22 protein-coding genes are annotated in these 23,708 nt (G+C 38.0%); all 22 read right to left on the minus strand.

Going from position 1 to position 23,708, the window contains the following annotated elements; translation table 11 throughout:
• Nucleotides 1-657: a trans-aconitate 2-methyltransferase gene (locus Q8S11_RS04265; RefSeq protein ID WP_305660829.1), complete on the minus strand. Its 657-nt coding sequence runs from the start codon at nt 655-657 to the stop codon at nt 1-3.
• A gap of 9 nt (nt 658-666) precedes the next feature.
• Complete coding sequence (locus Q8S11_RS04270; RefSeq protein ID WP_305660830.1) at nt 667-1,524, minus strand: class I SAM-dependent methyltransferase; 858 nt, start codon at nt 1,522-1,524, stop codon at nt 667-669.
• Nucleotides 1,525-1,653: 129 nt separating this feature from the next.
• Nucleotides 1,654-3,546, minus strand: coding sequence for an N-acetylneuraminate synthase family protein (locus tag Q8S11_RS04275; RefSeq protein ID WP_305660831.1), 1,893 nt, complete (start codon nt 3,544-3,546; stop codon nt 1,654-1,656).
• Between the two features lies 1 nt (nt 3,547).
• The gene (locus Q8S11_RS04280) at nt 3,548-4,927 is read right to left on the minus strand and encodes a CBS domain-containing protein (protein WP_305660832.1); all 1,380 of its coding nucleotides are present in this window, start codon (nt 4,925-4,927) and stop codon (nt 3,548-3,550) included.
• A 121-nt stretch (nt 4,928-5,048) separates the two neighbouring features.
• Nucleotides 5,049-6,470 carry a hypothetical protein gene (locus Q8S11_RS04285; RefSeq protein WP_305660833.1) on the minus strand — a complete coding sequence of 474 codons (1,422 nt, stop codon included), beginning with the start codon at nt 6,468-6,470 and terminating at the stop codon, nt 5,049-5,051.
• A gap of 320 nt (nt 6,471-6,790) precedes the next feature.
• Nucleotides 6,791-7,507: a PIG-L deacetylase family protein gene (locus Q8S11_RS04290; RefSeq protein WP_305660834.1), complete on the minus strand. Its 717-nt coding sequence runs from the start codon at nt 7,505-7,507 to the stop codon at nt 6,791-6,793.
• Nucleotides 7,497-8,234, minus strand: a complete 738-nt coding sequence (locus tag Q8S11_RS04295) for a metallophosphoesterase (RefSeq protein WP_305660835.1) — start codon at nt 8,232-8,234, stop codon at nt 7,497-7,499. Before Q8S11_RS04295 ends, Q8S11_RS04290 begins: the two co-directional genes overlap by 11 nt.
• On the minus strand, nt 8,231-9,112 hold the full coding sequence (locus Q8S11_RS04300) for an NAD(P)-dependent oxidoreductase (protein WP_305660836.1): 882 nt from the start codon (nt 9,110-9,112) through the stop codon (nt 8,231-8,233). Before Q8S11_RS04300 ends, Q8S11_RS04295 begins: the two co-directional genes overlap by 4 nt.
• Complete coding sequence (locus Q8S11_RS04305) at nt 9,105-9,899, minus strand: ATP-grasp domain-containing protein (protein WP_305660837.1); 795 nt, start codon at nt 9,897-9,899, stop codon at nt 9,105-9,107. Before Q8S11_RS04305 ends, Q8S11_RS04300 begins: the two co-directional genes overlap by 8 nt.
• A gap of 150 nt (nt 9,900-10,049) precedes the next feature.
• Nucleotides 10,050-10,766 carry a TylF/MycF/NovP-related O-methyltransferase gene (locus Q8S11_RS04310; RefSeq protein WP_305660838.1) on the minus strand — a complete coding sequence of 239 codons (717 nt, stop codon included), beginning with the start codon at nt 10,764-10,766 and terminating at the stop codon, nt 10,050-10,052.
• A 22-nt stretch (nt 10,767-10,788) separates the two neighbouring features.
• Nucleotides 10,789-11,820: an N-acetylneuraminate synthase family protein gene (locus Q8S11_RS04315; RefSeq protein ID WP_305660839.1), complete on the minus strand. Its 1,032-nt coding sequence runs from the start codon at nt 11,818-11,820 to the stop codon at nt 10,789-10,791.
• A 33-nt stretch (nt 11,821-11,853) separates the two neighbouring features.
• The gene (pseG, locus tag Q8S11_RS04320; protein WP_305660840.1) at nt 11,854-13,269 is read right to left on the minus strand and encodes a UDP-2,4-diacetamido-2,4,6-trideoxy-beta-L-altropyranose hydrolase; all 1,416 of its coding nucleotides are present in this window, start codon (nt 13,267-13,269) and stop codon (nt 11,854-11,856) included.
• Nucleotides 13,266-14,630, minus strand: a complete 1,365-nt coding sequence (locus Q8S11_RS04325) for a glutamate-1-semialdehyde 2,1-aminomutase (RefSeq protein ID WP_305660841.1) — start codon at nt 14,628-14,630, stop codon at nt 13,266-13,268. Before Q8S11_RS04325 ends, pseG begins: the two co-directional genes overlap by 4 nt.
• A gap of 36 nt (nt 14,631-14,666) precedes the next feature.
• Complete coding sequence (locus Q8S11_RS04330; protein ID WP_305660842.1) at nt 14,667-15,419, minus strand: cytidylyltransferase domain-containing protein; 753 nt, start codon at nt 15,417-15,419, stop codon at nt 14,667-14,669.
• Nucleotides 15,420-15,424: 5 nt separating this feature from the next.
• Nucleotides 15,425-16,426, minus strand: coding sequence for an N-acetylneuraminate synthase family protein (locus Q8S11_RS04335; RefSeq protein ID WP_305660843.1), 1,002 nt, complete (start codon nt 16,424-16,426; stop codon nt 15,425-15,427).
• 15 nt (nt 16,427-16,441) lie between these two features.
• On the minus strand, nt 16,442-17,311 hold the full coding sequence (locus Q8S11_RS04340; RefSeq protein WP_305660844.1) for an aldo/keto reductase: 870 nt from the start codon (nt 17,309-17,311) through the stop codon (nt 16,442-16,444).
• A 108-nt stretch (nt 17,312-17,419) separates the two neighbouring features.
• Nucleotides 17,420-18,589, minus strand: a complete 1,170-nt coding sequence (gene pseC, locus Q8S11_RS04345) for a UDP-4-amino-4,6-dideoxy-N-acetyl-beta-L-altrosamine transaminase (protein WP_305660845.1) — start codon at nt 18,587-18,589, stop codon at nt 17,420-17,422.
• A 203-nt stretch (nt 18,590-18,792) separates the two neighbouring features.
• A complete protein-coding gene (locus Q8S11_RS04350) occupies nt 18,793-20,562 on the minus strand; it encodes an ABC transporter ATP-binding protein (RefSeq protein ID WP_305660846.1) in 1,770 nt (589 codons plus the stop codon).
• Between the two features lie 95 nt (nt 20,563-20,657).
• Nucleotides 20,658-21,152 (minus strand): D-sedoheptulose 7-phosphate isomerase, encoded by a 495-nt coding sequence (gene gmhA, locus Q8S11_RS04355; RefSeq protein ID WP_305660847.1) that lies wholly within the window; start codon nt 21,150-21,152, stop codon nt 20,658-20,660.
• Between the two features lie 112 nt (nt 21,153-21,264).
• Nucleotides 21,265-21,981 (minus strand): sugar phosphate nucleotidyltransferase, encoded by a 717-nt coding sequence (locus Q8S11_RS04360; RefSeq protein WP_305660848.1) that lies wholly within the window; start codon nt 21,979-21,981, stop codon nt 21,265-21,267.
• Nucleotides 21,971-22,513, minus strand: coding sequence for an HAD-IIIA family hydrolase (locus Q8S11_RS04365; protein ID WP_305660849.1), 543 nt, complete (start codon nt 22,511-22,513; stop codon nt 21,971-21,973). The genes Q8S11_RS04360 and Q8S11_RS04365 overlap by 11 nt, the downstream gene beginning before the upstream one ends.
• A 4-nt stretch (nt 22,514-22,517) precedes the next feature.
• Nucleotides 22,518-23,708: a lipopolysaccharide biosynthesis protein gene (locus tag Q8S11_RS04370; protein WP_305660850.1), complete on the minus strand. Its 1,191-nt coding sequence runs from the start codon at nt 23,706-23,708 to the stop codon at nt 22,518-22,520.

Consider the following 23,708-nt stretch of genomic DNA (forward strand, 5'->3'; position numbering starts at 1 on the left):
CTATTTTTTGAATTTACCTATAAACCAAGAATCGTTAGCGTTGTCCTTAAATTGCTCATACCAGATGGACTTCTGAAGAGATAATGTGCTTTTATCTATTAAACTAATTAAAGTCTGCGGATCTGGAATGACATCTTTCCCTACAAAATTTGAACTTAACGGGGGAAAGTTCTGTACAACTAATAAGGTGTCACCCGAAGACATTTGATCAAATATATTTTTGATTACCACTGATAATTTTGGAAAAACATACCACAACGTACCTCTGATTACATGAATGGACTCTTCGTTTATTGATGCCACGTCGAAGCTGTTCGGGTTCATCAGATCCCCGGTCTTAAAGCTATAGTTCGGAAAATTGTTTTGAGCTTTTACAATAGCCGTTTCTGAAATATCGAAACCTAATCCGTTACCGCCTAGACCCCTTACTAAAATATCCAGATAATGGCCTGTGCCACAGCCATAGTCGATGATCCTGCTGATGTTCTTTTCATCTGCCAAAAGTTCCTTAGTCAATCTTACATCGATCCAGCTTTCTTGTTGATTTTGGCGCCATGGGATGTCACTGGCATTTTTATACATTTGCTCAAATTGAGCAATTAACTTACCATCCTTAATAACATAATCATGATAGTCTGTAGAGTTGATCTCATTCATAACAATAAATTATTTAAGGCTTATACTAGCTACAATTGTGTCAGCCTTTCCTATTGATGCCAATTGCTGAGCATAAGCGTTGTCAAGTTCTTTGGAACTTAAAAACGACCAATTTGCGTGTCCCCCTGGCCTATCATTGGAAAGCCAATGAAGGTGATTCGACAGTCCGTATCTTTGGACTTGTTTCACCCAGTTTAATTTTAGGCCGCTTTTCCTAATTAAGTCAACCATTGTGTGTTGGTTAAACAAAAAAAGATGTTGGCTCCAATATGTAAAATTTGAAAAAGCTTCGTTCTTATACAAGGTCAGCAATGCATCATCGCTACTAGGAACTTCGATAATAATTTCTCCATTCACATTCAACAATTTTGATAGTTCGACTAAAACTGAAGCTGGATCCGAGAGGTGTTCAAACACATGGAATGAAGTAATAAGATCGTATCGGGAAGTCGAATTAGCTAATGCTTCACTTAAGGACTTCCAAACTTTAAGGCCTTGTTCAGCAAAAAAGGGCTGCATTCTTTCTTCAAGCTCTACACCATCCGACTTATTGGAAAATAATTTCGATTTGATAAGAAATCCGCCATTTCCACATCCAAAATCCAAGACATTTTTACCAATTAATTTCGGTTTAAACATCTCAAATCTACGTAAGTCATCTGTCTCAGTCGATTTAAGCCAATCACTGATTGAAATTTCTGTGGAGTGCATTTTGCCTTCCTCGTAGTGTCGTTCTGAAATGTGATCAGTACGGGAAAGTGTAACCAAACCGCAATTAGTACATTCAATTACTTTAATTTCTTCTATGTCTCTGACTTTTCCAGGTCTATCTACGAAATCACTTTTATCACATAAGTAACAAACCATATTATATTTCTTTTATTTTTTGGTTACCTGGCATGCCCGGGCAATCTATAAATTTGATTATCTAATTGTACAAATCTGAAGGGAACTGCAGATCCCGGTTACACTCAGGATAATAAATGATATTTTCATCTACATCAGTTTCTGTAGTTTTTCGAGTGCTATCCAAAAGCCTTCTCCATTATTTTTGTGGCCCTGCCATATTTCAGGAATAAACGTAGCATTTGGACACCCCTCATTTAATATTTTACCAAGTCTCACAAAATCCATGTCACCCTCACCTATTTGCAAGCCCTCGCCATTTAACCCTTTAGCATCACCCATATGAATGTGTGCTGTAAATGGAGCAATTTTCTCGGCAAAATCATAGAAATCATACTTAAAATAATTACAGGTCAGCATACTATGTGACACATCAAAACACATTCGCAAGTTATACTGCTTACAGTATTCTATAATCTCGTCCACATGAACAAAAATATTCTGGTAGCGCTGCCCGCCGAAATGCCATGGAAAAGGGGCCATTGTCTGAGGAATAATCTCAACACCTTCAGTGTCCAGTTCTGCCAGGCTTTCAAAAAAACGCTCGTAATATGATTTTTTTATGCTCTCCGGAAAAGGAGCATCCATACTGAATCCGCCAATATTTGCAACGATCTGTGGTTTGGCTTCCTTCGGAAAAAATGCCTTCAACTTCCGGGTTATATCAATAACCTTTTGCGTTTCTATCATGGAAATTTTCCGATATTCAGCGTCTGGCGATGCAAGATCCATTAAATGACTGCCTTTAAAGAGTTCAGGTGCATGAACTACAAAACCAAAATCATATGTCCCCCTTAAAAAATCGTTAATATTTAAGTCCATGTCCGAATAGGAGAGGTGGAACTCAAACATGTCGGGCTTAATCATTTCAACATATTTCCCGAAATCGTGATATCGAACCGGAACTCCCCATGGATGCTTGAAAGTATAATTCTTTATAATCTCTTCTTCATCGCTTAAATCCGTTTTGAAAAAGAAATCTTCAAAATCCATGTCACGGTTTAGCTTCAGACCAATTAAGTCCTCGTAGTTTTGAGGCGATAAGCCTTGTCCGGGACTAAGAACTTTTACATCTTCCGGATTTACGATTGCTCCCTTTTTTAAATCCCGAGCCGCTACCAGGCTTTTACCTAGATTCTCCCTGTTTATCATCTCCCCCTGACTCAATTTTCGGCTTCCCGCTTCACCTAATGCCATCTCTATTTCTCTGCAGCCGTTGACCATACTCTTGAACTCTTCAAATTCAAGGCTTGCCGCGTGATCTGGCCCCTCCATTTTCCTGTCTAAAGTGAAATGACGCTCTATAACTTTAGCTCCCAAAGCGACCGCGGCTAAAGTTACATTAATTCCCCTTTCGTGTCCGGAGTATCCAATTAGTGGATGAATTTCCTTCAATGATTGCATCCAGTTTAGGTTAATATCATGCAATGGAGCTGGATATGTACTATTACAATGCAATAATACGAATGGAGCTTTTCTTTTATTTAGAAAATCTACAGTGAATTTTACCTCTTCTGATGTACTCATTCCGGTAGATAGAATCAGAGGCTTTTTAGTCTGTGACAATCTATCCAGCAATGGTAAATTTGTTAAATCAGCTGATGCGACTTTAAATGCAGCAACGTTGAACGATTCAAGTATATCTACACTAGTAATATCCCAGGGAGTACATAAATATAAGATCCCTTTGGTTCTGCAGTACTCAGACAATTTGCGTTGTTGGTCGACTGTTAGTTCAAATTTATTCAACAGATCAATTATATACTCAGTACCAAGATCTTCTCCGGATTTTTCTAAGCTTCTGGAACGGTACACCTCTTTAATATGCCTCATCTGAAACTTAGCACAATCGGCTCCCATTTCAAGGGCTTTATCAATCATAAATTTGGCTCGTTCAAAATCACCATTGTGATTATTGCCGATCTCTGCGATTATAAAGGTCCTTTTTTCGCCAACCAAAAACTTGTCTATCTGTATTTTCATCCTAATTTGATTTATTTGCCAAACTTTCTCTGATTGACCATGTTTTTAGGCCCTCTCCTTCGAACTTGAAATTTCTAACTTCGTGACCACGTTCCCTCAACGCTTTGACAAGAGTTTGCTTTCTAAATGGATGGCAGTAGAAAAGGAAGTAACCTCCTCCACCTGCCCCAAGTATTTTACCCCCAATAGCCCCATTATTGCGGGCAAAATCATAGATATCGTCAAACTGCTTACTCGAGATATTCTCTCCAAACTGCTTTTTCAACTCCCAAGCCTGGTGCAATGAATTTCCAAACTCAAACAATTTCCCTCGTAGTAGCTGGTCACGAATTTCGTATGTAAGGGCTACATTTTGTTTCACAAGCTCCTTCACGTTGGATTTACTCATTTCCTTTTTTTGGTTTACATGAATATCCCCGGAATCATGATTCACTCCGGTATAACACAAAATTAAATTCTCTTCAAGCTCGGAAACTATATCGTTATGAACTCTCAGCGGATAAACTTGATTTTTTTCATATTTAAATTCCATGAAGTTGATACCGCCAAAAATCGTGGCGTACTGATCTTGCCACCCTCCTGCAATACCCTGGTAAACCCGTTCTGCCTGATAAGCTAATTCAGCCAGCTCGTAAGAATCGAATTTATCATTCCTCAACTGGTTAAAGCACCCCAAAACCGTTGCTGATACAACCGCAGAACCACCTAATCCGGATTTCATGGGAAAATCTGAATTTAAGTACAATTCAAATCCAAAAGCGGGCTGGATCGCTTTAATTGTAGATTGAATTAATCCGAAAGACGACTCTTTTCCTAAAAGTTCTTCTAAATTCTCAGCTTCAATACTTTGATCTAAATCACTGGAAACAATTCTTATAGATTCATCGTTTCTTACCTTTAACAGAGCGTGGGCATAAATGTTAATCGTTGCATTTATCACTGCTCCCGGCTCGTCTACAAAATAGTGAGTCAGATCCGACCCTCCGCCACCAAAACTAATCCGTACTGGTGATCTCGCACGAACGTAAATGGAATCCTCTAGTTGTGTGGGAAAGTAAGTGTGAGTAATAATATCCAATAGCCTTCTATTCTCATCGAGAATTGGAATGATGCGAATTTTATGGTCTAATTTTTTTAAAAGTGTTTCTCTCGATGTAAATTTATCGGCGGATACAAAATCTGTATTTAAGCAGTCCTCTAATTTCTCGTTTAAAGAAACACCTGAAAGTATTTTCCTGCGAATATCTCCGTCGGTTGCAAGTCCTGTTACGCAACCGTTGCTATCCGTTCCAAATATTATTCCAAAGTGATTAGCTTCTATTTTTTCCAGACCTTCTTTCAATGAGGCGCTAAAAGCCAGCTGGAGCAAGTTCAAATTCATATTTATTATTTGATCATTAGTTAAGCAATTTAAAATAATTTGCCTGATTCTGTAAGGTACAAATCATGAGCTTTTGATTTGATATTTAAAAAATAAGGATTCTTTCACCTTAATGTGAAGTTTAAAATATTTCTAATAGTTTATCAAACTCACACTTAAATTTCCCAACTAAGGTATCATCAAGCTTTCCCGTCAAACCAATACCACTGGCATTTGTTAGGGTTTTATTAGACAATAAGGATACTAAAAATTCATGCGATTCTCGGGCTATTGTTTCATTAAATAGTAGTAAGTCAGAAGAAAGGCTACTTAAATCCGCCAAATCGTCAATATGAATAACTCCTGGGAGGCCTTTATACCATGGAAACCCAGTCACAATCGTATGCAGACCATTCAGGGCACGTTCAACAGCCACAGTTCCAGTAATAGTTACAGGTAAATATTTCCGGCATCTCGCACCTCCGTATTTTTCTCCCGCTACATCTTTAACAAAAAGGCAATTTAACGACTCTAAGTGCTTATAGTAATCTATATTTCTGTAAGCTCCAACTTGTGTTGCTCCAACCGATGTGAAGTAAAATGAACTTGCAAAATGTTCCTTATAATATAGCTTGTCTCCATATCCTAACGACCGCAGTTTGTATATTATATCTATATGATTACACAATTTTCCACCTTCAGGAAAAGAACTTGCCTCAGGTTGGAAGTGAGCCATTATAATTAAGTTCACTCTAGGATTAACAGGAAGAGGTACCCCAGTTAGTTTTTTTTCACAGTATAAAAGTGCCTTTCTTTGGGCTATTACTTGATTTAGATTTTGAAACGGATAGCTGTCAGTTGTATAAGCGAAATCGTTATTATCTGCAGATTTCCGGCTTATCAATATATTCCTAGTAAATCGAAAAACTGAGCGAAGGTCGTGATATAGAGAGAAGAAAATCGCTTTAATATAATTGTTCTCATTAGAAGCAATAACATCCTGTCCGATTTTTGGCGCATGGTTCTCCTTTGATCTTTGGGAGAATGCTTGAACATCAGCACTAGCATCATATTCGGAAATTTCATAATTCAACACTTTTCTGGTTACTATATCTTCAATTTGATTTAAGGGCAATAAATGTCCCGTTATAATATTGAAGGCTAGATATATTCTGGGAACTGAAGCCAATCTTCCTGCGAGGTCCAAAATCGTTGAATCAAGGTGGTGATATACACTAGTACTCATCATACATTTACTTATACCATAGTACTTTAGACCTGTCGCTATACAAAGGACTTGTCTAGCGGCTCTCCTTAACAGTAGTTCATATGTATCACCACGTGAATTCCATCGACTAATTGTCGGCATATTAGCCCGTAGCGTATCTATAATTTGGCTAAATTCTTTTGTATAATCTAGCGGTTGAAAATGATCAATCGCTATACTCCTTCTAACTCCATCAATTAGTATTGACCATCCATGATTGCCAAATAGCACAACATTTTCATTATCCTCATATAGATGACTAACTTGTTTGTCAAAAAAACATAAAGCAATCTTCATAAATAATTTGATTATTTTCTAATTTTAGATACTATTCGTTTACTGTTCTTCATTTCAAATAAATGCACTCACTGCTAAATGAAGTAACTGAAATTTCAAACTCCTGTGAATAAATAACATATATACTAAGTATGCAGATCCCAACTCTCCCAGTCAGCATTGTGAAAAAGAGGGATAGGCGGGTGGCGAGAGGGTACTTTAAAACGAAATGTAGAATGGAAAAAATCCCGACCCGGATATGTCTCTTTGCCGTTCTTTATCATGACCTAATACAAAAGTCTTTCAAAATAAATTCCAAAAACCGCCTGATCATTCCTTAATTAAGCCTGAATACATCTTACAAGGGTAAATGCCTCTGCGAGCGGACACCCGACAGCTACCCCCCAACGCTGAGCTTGTATTTTCAATGCTTCGGGGGACCGTGGATGTGGGAAATCACGTTTCTCAAAATCATACATCTCCATGCCCGTAATTTTTGCATTTAGATTATCTTCTGAAATGCTAAAAAATAAGTTCGGCAAAAAATGTCTCGGGTCTGTTGGCGATCTCCACTCTGTACCGGATGGTGTTTCAAATGTAATAATTGTTTTGACTGATTCATGCGACATTGGACGACAAGCAGTAATAACAGCTTCAAAACATCTTTGGTGATCAACATTCACATCTCCCCCATGATGTGTAAAGATAACTTCAGGTGAAAACGATTGCTTTTCGGCCTCCACAATTTTAATAATATCCAATAAAGCAATACTATCAAACCTATTATCGGGAAGGTCGTAAGTCCTTACACTTTGGTAGCCAATTGATTTTTGAGCTGCCCTAATATTTGCATTATGAATGACCAGCTCCTTTTTCCATAGTTCTGGATCGCGGTTGTTTGATCGGGATGTTATACCTTCCCCAAGTATAATGACGTGTGCGGCAACATTAAATTCTGAAATCAATTTATTCATTGTGCCACCCAAGCCCAAAACCTCGTCGTCTGGATGTGCGACCACCACCATAATTCTTTTATTTCTTAAAAGGTTAATTATCATATCTCCAGGGGCTTGTTCTTATTATATTAGGGCATAAATTTTCATTGAAATCATCAAGGTCTCTAATGACTCCATCTGAATTTAAGATCGCCATTTTGTCGATGCAAAATGAACTAATGGGTTGGTCGGCAAGAAAACACGCGGCGGTATCAATACCGATCTTTGATTTTGACACAAACGGCGTGAAAAAACCTGTGTGCCCAAAAATCACGCGGTAGCTCTGCATGTAAAGTTCTTCATGACTTATAAAATCATATCTGTTGAAAAGCAGTTCCTCAACTCTAATATTTTCAATTTTAATGGAGTAATTCTCAGGTTTAATTCCGCTATGAACTGCGATAAAAGAGTCGCTTTTCCAATAGGGCTTCAAACTTGCAAAAAAATCGCCATATTCAGACATCAGAATTTTCTTCCCTTCGTAAAAATCAGTTAGTCCTAAAGATTTAAGAGTGGCAATTCCTCCGTACTTTGCTAGATATTCTTTTGTCTTTATGTCTTCTGCTTCCAGTTTCATCCAGCAATGCTCATGATTACCAAGAAGAAAAGTACAATCCATGTTCTTACTTAGATTGATGATAAAATCTAATACAGCTCGTGGATTATCCCCTTTATCCAGATAATCTCCGATAAAAATCAGCTCAGGGTTCTTATCATAGATGAATATATAATTCATCAATGATGTAAGCTTACTTATTTCTCCATGAACGTCACCAATTACAAACCTCATACACTTTTGATGTAGGCTGCCAATTTTCCGTAGTAATCCTCTTTAACTGGAATTAATCCTTTCAATTTTTTATTTGAAAGAAAGAATGGTTCATAGCCTTTTTTTTCTTCATATAACTCGCCCTTGTTACTCAAGGTCTGTGCTTTTATGAATTCAAAAGTGTTATAGAAATCTGTTTCCATACCATAACAAACATTGAATATGTTTGTCCTTTCCTTCCATGCGTACCGTTCGATGAAAGAACCGATCATCTCACACAGATCATCAATATGAATGGTCTCCCAGTAAATTAAGTTCTTGGTGGAAAGCTGAATTGGAATATTATTTTTCAGCTTATATATCATATTGTAAATAAACCCGCTTTTCTTGTCCCCTCCATAAATACCAGGCAAACGCAGGATCACACAAACAACTGCAGAACTTTGACCAAAGAACGTCGTTATGCACTCGCCCATATATTTGCTAAGCCCATAAGTACTTACCGGACCGATCTTATCCTCTTCGCATACCGGAGGTTGTTCCACAGGAGCATACACCGTCATCGATGAAATATAAATCACCTTTTGGGTTATATCATGATCCTTCAGATATTGAAGAAAAGAAGCATAACCTATGGTATTCACAGCCAAGTCAGGATGACTGAGGTTGGTTGAGGATATCGAACTCAACTTTGCGGCAAGCACAATAATAAGATCGAATTTATAGGACTTCAACGAATTGTAGCTCTTAGGATCTTCAAAATCTATCTGAAAATAATTCGGTTGCTTAGAAATGCGCGAACCTGTTATGAAAACCTCCGAACCTATTTTATCTAAATAAGTGCATAGATGCCTACCCAGATAACCAGTAGCGCCAACAAGAAGAATTTTTTTAAGCATTATAGAAGATATTTTCCCAGCGCCTGTGCAAATACATATTTTCTACAGGGCTTTTGAAAGGGCCCTTGTAGTCCTTATCAAAGTATTCCAGATAAGCTCTTATAGGATCGGCTCCTCCCTCTATTTCCATTATGGTTGTTGTCGAAAACCTGGGATTAATTTCAAATACTTTAATGTCTCCAGATGGGGTCAGTATCAACTGTACATTGAATGGACCGCAAGGTTTAAATTCTTCAACAATCTTTTTAACAATTTGATCGATCGCTTGATTATTTTCGGTTATAGCAATTTGAGTTATACCCTTTTTCTTGATTATTCGTTTACTGCTAATGCTCAAAAGATCGTTTCGATTATTTGTTAATGCACCAACAGTATACTCAACACCTGTGAGCATTGGTTGAATTAAGATTTCCTCGGGAGTATATCCTTCCAACTTGTAATAGGCATCCAGTTGGTCAGCATCCTTTATTTTCATTATGCCACGGCTGCCACGGCCTGAGATTGGTTTAATAAAAATAGGAAAACCAAGCTCGGAATTATAAAAATCACCAGTGTAAGAAATAACGTCTGATATATTCGCTTCTTTTAAGCGTTGCATCAATACAAACTTGTTCAAACAAAGTTCAGAAAAATCTGCTGCAGGGCTAATTACTTTAACATCCCCGAAATCTTCAATATTTCGTTTCGCTTCTACGATTTCCTCATCAATAAGAGGAATGTAAAAATCTATTTTCAAGTTTTCTATCAATTCCTTAATCAAAATCCAATAGCTTTCGTCAGAAATCAAGGGACTGACATGGAAATTTAAGTCAGGGTATAGGAACTTTAACTGAGGGTCAGCATCCACATAATGAATTTCGTAGTCAGAACTAAGTCTATCATGTAAATATGGGAATAAAGATCCTCCCAGTCCAGAAATCAGCAGCTTCCTCATTTCTTATTCACCGTTCTTTTTTAAGGCAAGTGTTGGTTGCCTGGTGTTTGTAATATGTAGCACTTCATATTTATCACCATGCTCATTCAGGAATTCTCTTGCTGCGGTCGTCTCGCCTGGCCAAGTAGGGTGATTCCATTCATCGAAAACAAAAAGACCTCCCTTCATAAGTCTTGAATGCAAAGAATCCAGAATGATTTTAGTCGAGGCATAAAGGTCGGTATCGCAGTACACCAATGAAAAGGAAAGTGAAGGATCAGCCGCTAACAACGCAGGTAAAGTATCCTCGATATATCCCTTTTGAATATTTATATTATCCTCAAGGCTATTTAGCGCCATAAGGTCCGTTAACTCTTCCAAGTTACCCCTATATGCCCCCTTTAAACTTACAGCTTCATTATCCTTTTCATCAAATTCAGTCAAACCCTCAAAACTATCAAATGAGTAAACTAATTTATTTGAATATGGATCTATCATATTTAGCACCTTTGCCATAAACATTACATTGGAACCCTTCCATGAACCAAATTCGGCTATATGTCCAGGAACTTTAATTGTGGTTTTCAATAGCTCGTAAATAGATAATACCCGTTGTAAATTAACATTTCCAACATAAAGCGGCCAATGATCCATAACCTCCCAAATATCTCTTTTCCCATATTTTAAACTAAACTTCTTACGTTCAGTTAAATACTTTTTGTCAATTTTTTCGAACTTCATTTTTTGCGTTTTAGGTTATAAATTATATCATATCCCATGTTATTGGGTTATCGGCTTCAATATCTCTAGTTGCGGCTCTTCCAATGATCATGTTTATCATTGACGGCTGAATTCCATATCCCGGTCTTTTTATTACGATATCCTGATCCTGAATAATTTCTCCTTTGGAGATACTTCTAGCAGATAAGATACTTCTACGAGCGTTCTTATAGAATTCCATCTCCTCGTCCCGTGGCCCATTTTTCATCCCATCTCCGAGTCCAGACTCAATGTCCCGAATCTTCCTCACCATATCCGCAAGCTCATGAGGTTCAATTGCAAAAGCATGATCTGGCCCTTCCATTTTGCGGCTTAGGGTGTAATGTTTTTCAATCACTTTAGCACCAAGTGCAACTGCTGCGCAAGCAATATGATCGCCCATCGTATGGTCAGAATAACCTGTGATTACATTAAATGCCTTCCTGATCGTATCCATTGCATTTAGGTTAGAGAGGTGGGGCGGGGCAGGATACACCGAGGTGCATTGTAAAACTATCAGATTATCGTTACCATTTCCCCTACAAATATTCACTGCGTTTTCGATCTCAGATAATTTACACATCCCTGCTGAAAACATCACAGCCTTCCCTGTTTTGCTAATCTCGTCTATCAGCCTAACATCAACCATATCAAATGATGCAACTTTTATAATTGGCATATCGACCCCCACCGCTATTTGAATTGCTTCCGAATCACAGGGAGAGTCAAGAAAATCAACTTGTTGCCTTTTACATATCTCTGATAATCTAGCATGCCAAGAACGGTCGATCTCAAGCTTTTCAATTAATGAGTAAATATCTTCTTTATACATCCCCATTTTGGGAGTATTTTTGGAATAATGATTTTTCGCTTTAAAAGTTTGAAATTTTACTGCATCTACACCCGCACCGGCTGCTTTTTCTATTAATTCGCAGGCAAGATCAAAACTGCCATTATGATTACTTCCAATTTCTGAAATAATGTAACATGGGGATTCATTGGATATAGTCCGATACAGCGTCTTAATTCCTTTCATCTCGATATGCGATTTTTCAACATTGTTTACAATTCAATAATAATTTAATCGGAAGACTTTATATTTTATACTGTTATTCACGTAATCTCCCGCTTCCTCGAAACTAAGCGACTTAAAAACAGCTACTGAGCTGATATTTTCAGCTTTTACGATAGCCTTAAAACTCCCTTTGCCAATGCGATCAATCGATTTCTTTAACATCAGCTTACCTAGGCCCTTGCTTCGGAAATCTTTGTCGACTGAATAATCAATTATAAAATGATCGCCTTTCAGGTCAAATCTCACTTGCCCGACCGGTTTGCCACTCCTTTCTAAAATAAATATCCTGGAGTTGCCTCCGGATAGTATCTTACTGAACCAAGCGATATGCTCTTTCCATTCTATTTTATTGTTATTTACTGCATTCATTCGAACAGCAGGCTCATTTGCCCAGGAAAACAAAAGCTTACAATCTTCAGATTTTACATCTCTCAGACTGATTGTCAACCCGAGAATTTTTCCTAATATTCTCTTGCTTGATTTTCCGTCTATCAGCCTCTTATTACCTCCAGAATTACTCAAAACAGATTTCACAGCCCTCGCGATATCCTTTTCTAAAAAATTTGCTGCATTTTCAAAAGCTCCCGATTGAAGGAACCTTTCAAAAATTATACGCTGATTTTCGGCATAAGTTCCCGAAATTACAATGCAACCAGCAGCAAGGGCTTCAAAAAGTATCCCGCTTGATGGCACTATGGCAAGTTCTGATCTCAACATTAGCGCTAACATCTCATCCTCATTTATAGAATGATGATGTTTTATCCTGATATCCTTGCCTACAAGACTTTTGAGGCTTTCCATTTGATCATATGCAGGACCTGTTATTACCACAATCTCCCGGAATTGTTCAAATGGAATTATTGCTTTGGTGGTCGAGAGGGTCAGATTTTTGTAATCCCCACCCCCAAAACAGATCATTGCCGATTGTATTGTTGAGATTCTCCTTTTTTTTTGAGCCTGCTCTAAAAATGCGGGCCTTAGCAGAACGTAATCCAGTCCAAGTGCAAATTGTGTTGATTTTGTCGCCCGGTAGTCACTTTGAGAAACTCCCGGAGCGTGGTTAATTATGAGATCTGCAACGAACTCTGTTTCGTGCAGATCATCAATATAGATCAATTTTCCGGAAAGGGATTTAACTTTCTTTTGATACTCAATATCGAACGAGTAACCATCCAGCACAACCATGTCCTTATCCGATATGAGTGAATAGAAATCATCCTCGCTCTCGATAAAAATTACTTCAAACCCTGCCTTGTTGAGATCATCCTTAATACTTTCAGGGATGTGCCGGCAAACAAAAATAGGCTCAAATTCCGAATTCAGCATCTGAGCCAAAGCGATACAGCGCATCAAATGGCCCAAACCGATGCTCAGGCTTCCATCTGTTCTGATGTAAATCTTTTCTCTCAAAGAACTTTCCTGAATACGGGTTTTGCCGGTGCACCGATCAATAAACTTTCAAAACCATTTTCTAAGGCCTGTTTATATAATGGCAATACTTCATCAAAAGCCTTTGCAAAATACAGCACATCTTCTTCTGAATGAGAAAAGCATGGCACAAATGCACCTTGGAAAAGAACACCTCTTTTAATCATTTCCTGCATGACAAGTGTTCTCATTCCGTTAGAAACCTCGTTGAGGGAATCATAAAAGCTATAACCAATAAGCCAGTTGGTAGAGCTTATTTTAATACATTTGGAAAGACCGTGATCATTTATGATTTGATTGCACATCGAAATTAGCTTGTCGCCTATGGCATGATTATGTTCAATGACATTATATTGCTGAAACTCATCAATAGTAGCAATAGCTGCCGACATCGTGTGAGTTTCCCCGCCGTGAGTTGTGGATATCAAAAAAACCTTCTCTTCACCTTCTTTGGTAATACCGCCCAGATCCATTACATCGTTCTTTCCAGTAAGAGCGCAAAATGAAAAACCATTAGCAATCCCTTTGCCCCAGGTTGCCATATCGGGATCGAGATTCCATTTAGAGATAGAACCTGGGAAACTCGTTTTAAAACCAGTAACCATTTCATCCATGATAAAAAGAGCTCCGTTTTGATGGGTAAGCGCGATTAGTTCTCTGATATAAGTTTCCTTCTCAGTGTCGCTTCTATTGTCACTTTTTTCAGGTTCGGTTATGATGCAGGCAATCTGACCCGGGTAAGTCTCGAACATTGCTTTTACAGAAGCAATATCGTATGACTGGAATGTTACCGAAAGCTTTGTAATTTCTTCAGGAATACCTTTGTTACAGAGTGTTGTTCCTATGAACCAATCATCATAACTATAAAATGGGTGATCTTTAGGAAACGCAACAAGATTTCGCCCTGTCTTTGCCCTTGCCAGCTTAACAGCAGCTGTTGTCACAATGGAACCGTTCTTGGCAAATTTAATTCGATCATGGGCAGGCACCAGGGACAAAAATTTCTCTGCCATTTCTTTTTCAAGAACCGATGGTCTTTGAAAATTCACTCCATTGCCCAACTCATCTTGAATCGCTTGAAGTATAGATTGATATGCGTGGCCTAAACTTACAGATGTAAGCCCCATTGGGCAATCCAGGTACTCGTTCCCATCGATATCCCAAATATGAGAGCCTTTACCATGGGAAATAGCTGCAGGTGCTAATTGGGGAAACTGGTCATCGCCTTTTGAATAAGTATGGGCTCCCCCAGGAATCAGATTGTGAATCGCTTTTTTGTATGCGTTCGATTTATGAAAATTAGTAATGTTTCGAAGTTTAACTCCATTAAATGTACTTACCATAATAGTTAAAGCTGAGATGTTCTTGTCGATCTGGTGTTATCTGTTCATTGTAGAGTATCCGATCTCTGTAAACGGTGCGATCAAATCCTTCAGCGATGGATGGGAGTCCAAATAGTCCACCATAGCCTGAATGGAAAACCTTGGCGCATCTTCCTTAAATTCCCGGAACAATATTCTGCACACCGCGAGATCCTCCGGATTATCAACAGTTAAACGCAAATCCTTACGGTTAAGACTGTCCGGACATATCACCTTTGAAATCTTGAAATCGTTTTTATTTTCTCTGATATATAAAGAACAATGCTCAGATTGATGACGAGCATCTCCTTTATCATGAGATATTTCCATGGCAGATTGCGACATAATTTCGAATCCTGTTCCATCTATAATTTCATCCAAAAAAGTTGCATCCAACCCTTCATCAACATGTTTTTTCCATAAATATTCAACAGGTTCATAATAAAGAAAAGGAGATTCGCTTGTCACCCTGAAAATATCTGTCGCCTTTGCAAGCTTGCCGCACTCAACCAGTCTAGACAAAACATCATGCTCGTCACCGACAACATAACGCAGCCCTTTTTCTTCAGCAAGATGCTTAAAGACCTCGTTTTCAATACCAGTGGAAATTCCCAAAACGATCTCATCAATACAAGGTATCGTTTGAAGGCAGTTGATAATATTATCCAGTATACGCGTTCCCTGATCAACATCCAGGTTTTGAAGCGGTTTCCCATAAAGTCGTGATCCTTGATTCCGACACGCGATAGCAGATACGAGACGTCTTTCCATAATTATTAAACAATATCCGAAGGTGTAACCGCAGCATTTCGTGATATGCTATTAGCAAGCCTTTTATTATAAACTGAATTTATATCTGTTATAAAATTTTCCGACGAGGTTCGTTTAAGTACCAGATCCTGAGGTTCCAACACCTTACCACTCTCCAAACTATTTGAAGTAACAACATGTCGTCTAATCATTTTTCTGTATCCTATTTCTGATTCACTCATACCATAGTCCTCACTTTCTGCAGAAACGCCTAATGCATAGTAGCAGTCTCTCAGGATCCTGGTAAACTCTTGAAACTCATCCGGGTTTAATGCCGCTTCAAAGTCTTCAAGCTTCATATTCTTACCCAAAGTTAAATGCTTTTCAAATACTGTTGCCCCAGCCCCCAAAGCCACTGCAGGTATCGCAAATCGCAAAGGGTCTATTGGATCTGTGTGATCCGCGAAGCCTATTTTAACGTTAGGGTGAATTTTACCCAGCGATTTCACATATACACCAATCCTGGAAATCTGATTACTTTCTGTCGAGGTCGGGTATCCCTGAAATCCTGCAAAAACGCAAACCTTCTTACTTTCAAGAATTTCCAATGCGGTGCGAAGCTCTGATGCATAAGCACCTCCAGCTCCAAGAAGTACATAAGGAATTGAACTCTGACAAACCATATTGAGAAGTCCAATATTCGAAATATCTGTCCCATGAAGTTTTATAGTTTGTACACCGATCGATTCTGCCAGAATTAAGCTTCTTGTACCAAAAATATCCAGATAAAGATCAATGTTTAACGAATGAGCATAGTCAACTAATTCTTTCCATACCTGATCTGGCATCTCCAGGGATCTAAAAAGATCGTAGTATTTATAATCAGGTGTAGCAAGCTCATCGGCATACACCAATTGGAACTTTGCAGCATCCGCTCCTGAATTTGCTGCTGCCCTTATAAGTAAACGTGCCTGTTCTGGTTTCCCCTCAAAACCTTGAGCTAATTCTGCAATTATTTCAACTTTCATTTTTACAAATATTAATCATTCAAATGTAGACCAAAGTGCCGGATTAATTAGCTCAGCATCTTGATTTTTAAAAAAATCAGGATAAACAATATTTTTTTTATCTGCGGCGGCACATATTTCTTTAAGCTGTTCCAAACTGTCAACTCCTACAATAACATTATCCACCTCTATGAATGACAACACATAATTAATACAGGCTTCTAATCTGGTGGTTCCTGACTGTTTAAGAAATTCCTCATAGCTGTCCCAGATAGATTCCCATCGGCTGAATTTTTTAGGACGTTCTTCTCGTTCCATCAACAATAGACCCTGTAGAAATGCCGACCTTACATGAACCTGGTTGCCATTCTCCTTTAATTTTTTAAAAAAGTTCTCGAAGCGCGTGTCTATCAAATTAAAAGGAACTTGGACAATACTCAATCCAGTAAGTTCATCTATTAAGCTTAATTCATCTGTTTCATAAACAGAAATACCCGTTTGTTCAACCATAGACGAGGATTCCATTTCTGTCAGTGCTTCGTATAATTCCGCACCTCTATCTTCATTTAATTGATTAGGTTTGTGAAGCAATAAACCATATAAACAAGGAATTTTCAACCTTTCCAATGAAGCTTCTACTGATTGATAAACCCATTGCCTAATGTTGGGGCATTGATTCGACAATGGGGGGAGTTTTGATATAACTCTCCATCCATTTATACCCACTTTACCCAGTTGGGCTTCACTATCGCCATAAGCTATTGCTGTGTCGATGGTGTTTATACCTTGACTATTGGCGTAATTCAGAATGCAATCAATTTCCGACAGCTTAACTTGGCCCTTATTGTTAGCAATGCCATAATTTAACCCAAACTGCGCAGTTCCTAAGGCTAATTTGTCTATCATAGATGCTTAAATGAATTTCCCAGGTTGATAACCTACGACCTCTAGTATTTGTACGTTCAGTGTGATAATATCTTTTATGAATTTTATACAGTGGCTTAACGGGTTCTTCTAATTAAAAATACTTTTCAAAACCTCAATGACTTTTGACTGTTGATCATTAGTCAATGACGAAAAAACCGGAATACTAATGGCACTTTTAAAATATTTTTCGGCTTCTTCGCAATATCCAATTTGGAAACCCATACTTTCATAATATGGTTGCCTATATACTGGGATATAGTGAAGATTCACATTTATTCCTGCCTCTTGAAATCGATCATAAACCTCTCTTTGGCTCTTATGGGTTGCCTTAACGTTAATTCGAATTGGATACAGGTGATAACTTGAGTATGTATCAGGATTCTGCCAGGGAGTTACAACTGGTAAATTCTTCAGTTCATTATCATACAGCTGCGCAATCCTTTGACGCTCCTTCACAAATTGATTTAATCTGGTCAATTGGCTTAACCCTAATGCTGCATGGATATCTGTCATCCTGTAGTTGTAGCCTAGGGTAATTTGCTGATAATTCCAGATTTCGTCTGAGGGCCTTGATTGCATTTCATCTTGGTCACTGGTGATACCGTGACTACGGAGCCGTTGTAGTCTCTTCGATAGTTTCGAGTCATTTGTGGTTATCAACCCTCCTTCTCCTGTAGTAATTATTTTAACCGGATGAAAGCTAAATATGGTGATGTCACTGTAACGGCAATTACCAACCGGATCCCCTTTGTATTTACCCCCAATTGCATGAGAAGCATCTTCAATTATTCTAAACCCATATTTCTTCGACAGTGTGTGTATGGCAGTCATTTCACATGACTGGCCTGCTAAATGTACAGGCATCACGATCTTAGGAAGCTTACCTACCTTTTCTGCTGCGACTAACTTTTCAGAGAGTTTCTCAACGTCCATATTGTAAGTGTGTGGATTTATATCGACAAAGTCTACTGAAGCACCACAATAAATCGCGCAATTAGCTGAGGCTACGAAGGTAATAGGACTGGTCCACAACAAATCGCCTGGCCCTAGATCAAGTGCCAGACAAGCGAGATGTAGTGCTGCAGTTGCACTACTTAAAGCAATGGCGTGTTCTGCATTACAATAATTTGCGATTGCCTTTTCGAACGCTGGTAAGGCTGGACCCTGCGTTAGGTAATCTGAGTGCAACACGTCAACTACGCTGTCTATATCCTGCTGACTAATGTCCTGCCGACCGTATGGTATCGAAGATATCATTTTTTTCGTTTTTAACTTTTTAATTCATTCTATAGCTGGGCACTAACTAGTAAACCATCCGAACTTTTGTAAATATGTCTACTCTTTGTGACAGTAATTGTTGTGAGCATTTCGATCTCGGATTATAAAATTCTAAGTTAGAAGAAGTTTGCTTTTAATTGACAGATTAAAGAAGTTTGTCAAATTGAGAATAACTTTTTTGTTTAGGGATTCACAATTTCTTCATAAGTGCCTGTACGGATAATATTTCCGTTTGCTAACTCTACAATATCTGTGCATTTTCTTAGCGTTGAAAGCCTATGCGCAACAATGAGAATAGTTAGTTCGCTACCGAGGCTTTCTATCGCTTCCATTACATTTTGCTCTGTTTCATTATCCAGGGCACTAGTTGCTTCGTCAAATACAATAACATCAGCGTTCTTGTATAGCGCTCTAGCTATGCCTATTCGCTGCCGTTGCCCGCCCGAAAGGCGAACCCCCCGTTCACCAACAAATGTATCATACTTTTTGTCCCAAGATTCGATAGTTACAGCAATCTGTGCCTTTGACGCCGCTTCTCGCACTCGGGCATGATCAATTAGTTTTTCAGGTACACCAAACGCAATGTTCTCTGCAATTGTACTATCTGCCAGAAAAATAGCTTGCGGTACATGTGCAATATGTGCCTGCCAATTCCTGCAATTTTCTTGACAAATAATCTCATCATCAATCAATAAGCTTCCTGTAGTAGGCTGTAATAACCCCATCACAATATCTAACAAAGTACTTTTTCCACTTCCTGTGGAACCGATGAACCCTATGCGGGCACCCTTGGGAATAGTTAGGTTAAAATCCCGCAGAACCCATGGAGCTCCCGTATCATACCTGAACGAAAGGTTATCAAGTTTGATATCAGATTTAAATGAAATTGGCTCGGTAAATGCTGAATTAGCAAAATTTGGTAGTTCCTGATCAAGCAGATCCAAAGTGTCACGTAATAATTCCTCTGTGCCACGCATTGCGGTCCAGCTACTATAAGCCTGTTGCATAATTGGCAACATACGCTGAGCACCCAGTGCGAGAGCGCCTAAAACAGGAATTGCAGTAACGAGGCCATTTTTGCCACCGGCAAGTGAAAAAGCCAATACCGCAATCAATACCATTCCAAGAGCTTCTATTCCAAAGCGAGGTGTATTGGCTATAATAACAACGTTTGCCTGTGCCCGACGTAATGGGCCATCTGCTTTTTGATAAACCTCACAATAAACTGACTGAGTGCCATCAATAAGCATGTCCCGAATACCACCCAAACCTTCCTGCAATGCTTTGATAACATGATTAGATTCCTGATTAATCCTTGCACTATGTCGGCGTAGTCGCCTCTTAGTAATTTGAATAACCAAGATATAAATTACACCAAAACCAGCGAAAGCAGAAAGTGCTATTGTTGGGTTTATAGTCAGCAGAACAGCTAATATCATTAATACCATCAGTATAGAATTCAGAATAGTAAGTATAGACATCAGTATATTAGATATCACACTATTCACTTTACTCGAAATGCTTGAAATTACCTCGCTACTATTCCTTGAAACATGTACCGAATATGGCTGAAAAAGTGTACGCCTGTAAATGCTCAAACTCAAATCGGCCCCTACCGCATAGCTGAGCCGGGTTTGAATCCACAAAGCAATTAGTCGCATAGCCGCAGAAAAAAGTATAGCTATTGAGAAAGCAATGGTAAGAGGCAGTAGCAATTCCTTTGGTGTCGAAATATTGAAAAAAGTCACGAACGGCTTTGCGAAATGATGATTAAATATAACTTCAGGAGAAGTTAACACACCTAAAAATGGAAGAACAGCACTAATGCTTATAACCTCCGCAAAAGACGAAAAGATAATTAGAATGAACAGAATATTCAATTGTACTCGTCTACGCCCATCTATATGTTTCCAAAGACGCTGTATTAATCTCCTTAGGTTACCCCTTTCCATTCCTAACCTTGCAGTGTTTTAATAATTCTTAGTTAAACTCATAATATCTAATCTGCAGCAATCTATTTTTATGTATCTAAGCTTCGCTAATTTATCTAAACAGATTTAAATAACTCCTCTTCTACCAATTCACAGATGATATGACCTATTAAAATGTGACATTCCTGAATTCGCGGAGTATCCGTTGAAGGAATATCTAACAGAATATCAGAATGTTCTTTCATGCCGCCGCCATTATTACCCGTCAAGGAAATAATATTCATTCCTTTACCTTTGGCAACTTCGAATGCTTTTATTATATTTTTCGAATTACCTGAAGTACTAATTCCAACCAGTACATCTCCTTTTGCACCAATTCCGTCGACAATTCTGGAATAAACATATTCATAGCCATAATCATTAGCAACTGCTGTCAAATAGGACGTGTTACAATGCAATGCCTCTGCTGGTAAAGATCTTCGGTCCTTGTAAAATCTCCCGGAGAACTCCGCAGCTAAATGTTGAGCATCAGCAGCACTTCCACCATTGCCACAAAACAAAACCTTATTTCCATTTTTAAATGCCCCTGAAATAGTTCCAACTGCGGCCACGATTTTACATATTAGGTCGGAATCATTTAAGATATTTTGTTTTAAACTTATTGACGAAGCAATTATTGATAGTGTTTTGTTAACCATATTATCTCTTGACGTTCTTGTTTCTTTACTTTAATTTATAAGATTTACCCTCATTAATCCAATCACAAAATCTTTGGTAATCATCAGGTATTCCAATATCAATAAATTCTGTATCTATCGAGATTGCCTTTAGTTTATTGTCTCTTATTAGTTTCGGGAAAATATCAGTCTCTAAAGAAAAGTATCCTTCTTGACCAACAAAAATTTCCGAATTGAGATGATAGATCCCGGCATTGATCCAGCCAGGCTTCGCAACATCAGTCTTTTCCTTAAAACCCACTACTTTTTCTTCCAATACTTTTACGGTTCCAAATCTAGCAGCATTGTTAATTTTTGTAATACCAATACTGTTAATTGGTGACTTCACAATTTCGCCATAACCTGAACTCAACCATGTGTCAGCATTCGTAACTATAAAAGAATCGGTTAACTTCAATTTCATTACCGCATTTGCAATCGACCCACCGGTTCCTAAGGGCTTGTTCTCAACTATAAACTGAATGTCACAATTCGCCAATACACCAAATTCTTTCTCAGAATTTACAAACGTGATAATTTGTTCGGCCCGATGATGCAAGAGAAAAATAATTTCTGTTATACCATTTTCAATCCATTTCTCGAGAATATAATACAAAAATGGTTTTCCATTAATTGGAGCTAATGGCTTAGGTACATCATTAATGATAGAGCTTAATCTAGTTCCAAACCCGCCAGCCAGGATTATAAGCCTTCTAATTTCCACGATGTCCTAAGATTATGTTAGTTAAATCTTTGTAGTTATCTACACAATTCAATTTACTATACGAAATATTGGAATCTTCAGATTTGATACTCCACTCGGACGAGAACCAAATAGAAAAGCAATTTGCTGAAATAGCTGTTTGAATATCACTGATGTTATCTCCTACCATAAATAAATTTTGACAAGGGATATTATATTTATCCATTAAATATCGAGCAAATTTGGGAGAGGGTTTTCTCAGAGAGTTCTCAGACTCGTCCAAATCTGTAGCAATACAAACTTCTTGAAATTGTAGATTATCCAGTCCAATTTGTAAAAGCATTTCATTATTAACTTTCTCAACATCATCTAAAGTAAAATAACCTCGGCCAACCCCTGATTGATTAGTATGCAAAAAAATTAAAATATCATTTTCTATTAATTCCTCTAAGCACTCCCTTACTCCATTAATAAGTTCAACATCTTCAGCTTTATGTAGATAAGGTTTGTATTTTATGAGTGTCCCGTCACGATCAAAAATTACCCCTCTCACAATCCTACAATATCTCCTTTAAGAAACGTGCTAACAATAGGTAAATAATTGAAACAATACCAAATGCTAAACCAGTAAATATTATTCCATTTCTTTTACTCATCTTCTCTTGGGGCAAAGGTAAAATAGGTGTATCAATAATTTGGATCAATGGTGTTTCCCTTCTCAAAGAGACTTTAGAAATTTCCAAATTTTTAACTAACTCACCCAATATTACAGTATTGGCCTCAACATCTACTTGCCTTGTTTGTGAGGGCACAAGTAATTTCTGTCGGGCTGGGTTTACATTAGGATTAGCATCTATAGAAGAAGCCATACCACCTAAAGCTGAGTATAAAGCTCTTCTAACAGAGTCAGTTTGGTGCTGTAATATCTTCAGATTTTGAACCGACTTCTTTGTCTTGGTATCCACATAAAAGTCAGATACTTCCTTAGCAAGTTTTTCAGTAAAATATTTTGCAAAAAGTTCATTTTCAGAAATAAAACGTACTAGAATTATACTTGACTTTTTATCAAGTTTATCTACAGTAAGAGGTCCTGATATTATTGTTCTATAAAATTGTCCCAATACACTATCTTGCTTTAAAGTAAATTTAGAACGATCAGCATTCGGCAAATATAGTATATCATCCAATTCAGCCTTACCTTTCCAGCCTTCACGAAGCTTATTAAATGAAATGTAGAATTCTGCAAGAGTTTGATTCTTACCCTCTATAGTCACTGTTGACAATAAAACTTTCTCAACCATAGAACGTGACTTCATCAATTGAAATAGATTATCTCCTGCAAATGCTCCTCCACCACCTCCACCTAAGTCGAATCCAAATTGGCTGGCAATACCCAACGCGCCCCCCATCCCACCAGATTTTTCTTCTTCTAAAGCAAAACTTAATTCAGCCTTATAAGCAGGCTTTTGGGAGTAAGTATATATAAACCCCAAAATTCCACCTAAAAGTCCAGCAATGAGAATAGTACTCCATTTAGAAAGAAGAAAACCCGAAAGTTCCTGAACCTTCAGGACAATTTCCTTTAATGAGATATCGTCCGTACTGATACTGCTTTCGCTAAAGTAAGATCCTTTGGGTTGTGAATCTAAATCACCATGATTCTTACGACTACCTGTATCAAGTCGCTCATTAGGAACCAATCCAGGAGGAGTAGATTCAGGAAACTTGTCCTTATCAAATTTCTCCAT

It is taken from the genome of Daejeonella sp., assembly GCF_030695525.1.
Lineage (GTDB): Bacteria > Bacteroidota > Bacteroidia > Sphingobacteriales > Sphingobacteriaceae > Daejeonella.

Bases quoted from the DNA above. Each gene is read 5' to 3' on its own strand.
- Q8S11_RS04295 (WP_305660835.1), bottom strand. From the start codon at position 8,234: ATGAGGTTTGTAATTGGTGACGTTCATGGAGAAATAAGTAAGCTTACA.
- Q8S11_RS04270 (WP_305660830.1), bottom strand. From the start codon at position 1,524: ATGGTTTGTTACTTATGTGATAAAAGTGATTTCGTAGATAGACCTGGA.
- Q8S11_RS04285 (WP_305660833.1), bottom strand. From the start codon at position 6,470: ATGAAGATTGCTTTATGTTTTTTTGACAAACAAGTTAGTCATCTATAT.
- Q8S11_RS04325 (WP_305660841.1), bottom strand. From the start codon at position 14,630: ATGGTAAGTACATTTAATGGAGTTAAACTTCGAAACATTACTAATTTT.
- pseC (WP_305660845.1), bottom strand. From the start codon at position 18,589: ATGATATCTTCGATACCATACGGTCGGCAGGACATTAGTCAGCAGGAT.
- Q8S11_RS04265 (WP_305660829.1), bottom strand. From the start codon at position 657: ATGAATGAGATCAACTCTACAGACTATCATGATTATGTTATTAAGGAT.
- Q8S11_RS04335 (WP_305660843.1), bottom strand. From the start codon at position 16,426: ATGAAAGTTGAAATAATTGCAGAATTAGCTCAAGGTTTTGAGGGGAAA.
- Q8S11_RS04280 (WP_305660832.1), bottom strand. From the start codon at position 4,927: ATGAATTTGAACTTGCTCCAGCTGGCTTTTAGCGCCTCATTGAAAGAA.
- Q8S11_RS04290 (WP_305660834.1), bottom strand. From the start codon at position 7,507: ATGATAATTAACCTTTTAAGAAATAAAAGAATTATGGTGGTGGTCGCA.
- Q8S11_RS04315 (WP_305660839.1), bottom strand. From the start codon at position 11,820: ATGAAAGGAATTAAGACGCTGTATCGGACTATATCCAATGAATCCCCA.
- Q8S11_RS04275 (WP_305660831.1), bottom strand. From the start codon at position 3,546: ATGAAAATACAGATAGACAAGTTTTTGGTTGGCGAAAAAAGGACCTTT.
- Q8S11_RS04300 (WP_305660836.1), bottom strand. From the start codon at position 9,112: ATGCTTAAAAAAATTCTTCTTGTTGGCGCTACTGGTTATCTGGGTAGG.
- Q8S11_RS04370 (WP_305660850.1), bottom strand. From the start codon at position 23,708: ATGGAGAAATTTGATAAGGACAAGTTTCCTGAATCTACTCCTCCTGGA.
- Q8S11_RS04340 (WP_305660844.1), bottom strand. From the start codon at position 17,311: ATGATAGACAAATTAGCCTTAGGAACTGCGCAGTTTGGGTTAAATTAT.
- Q8S11_RS04310 (WP_305660838.1), bottom strand. From the start codon at position 10,766: ATGAAGTTCGAAAAAATTGACAAAAAGTATTTAACTGAACGTAAGAAG.
- Q8S11_RS04330 (WP_305660842.1), bottom strand. From the start codon at position 15,419: ATGGAAAGACGTCTCGTATCTGCTATCGCGTGTCGGAATCAAGGATCA.
- Q8S11_RS04350 (WP_305660846.1), bottom strand. From the start codon at position 20,562: ATGGAAAGGGGTAACCTAAGGAGATTAATACAGCGTCTTTGGAAACAT.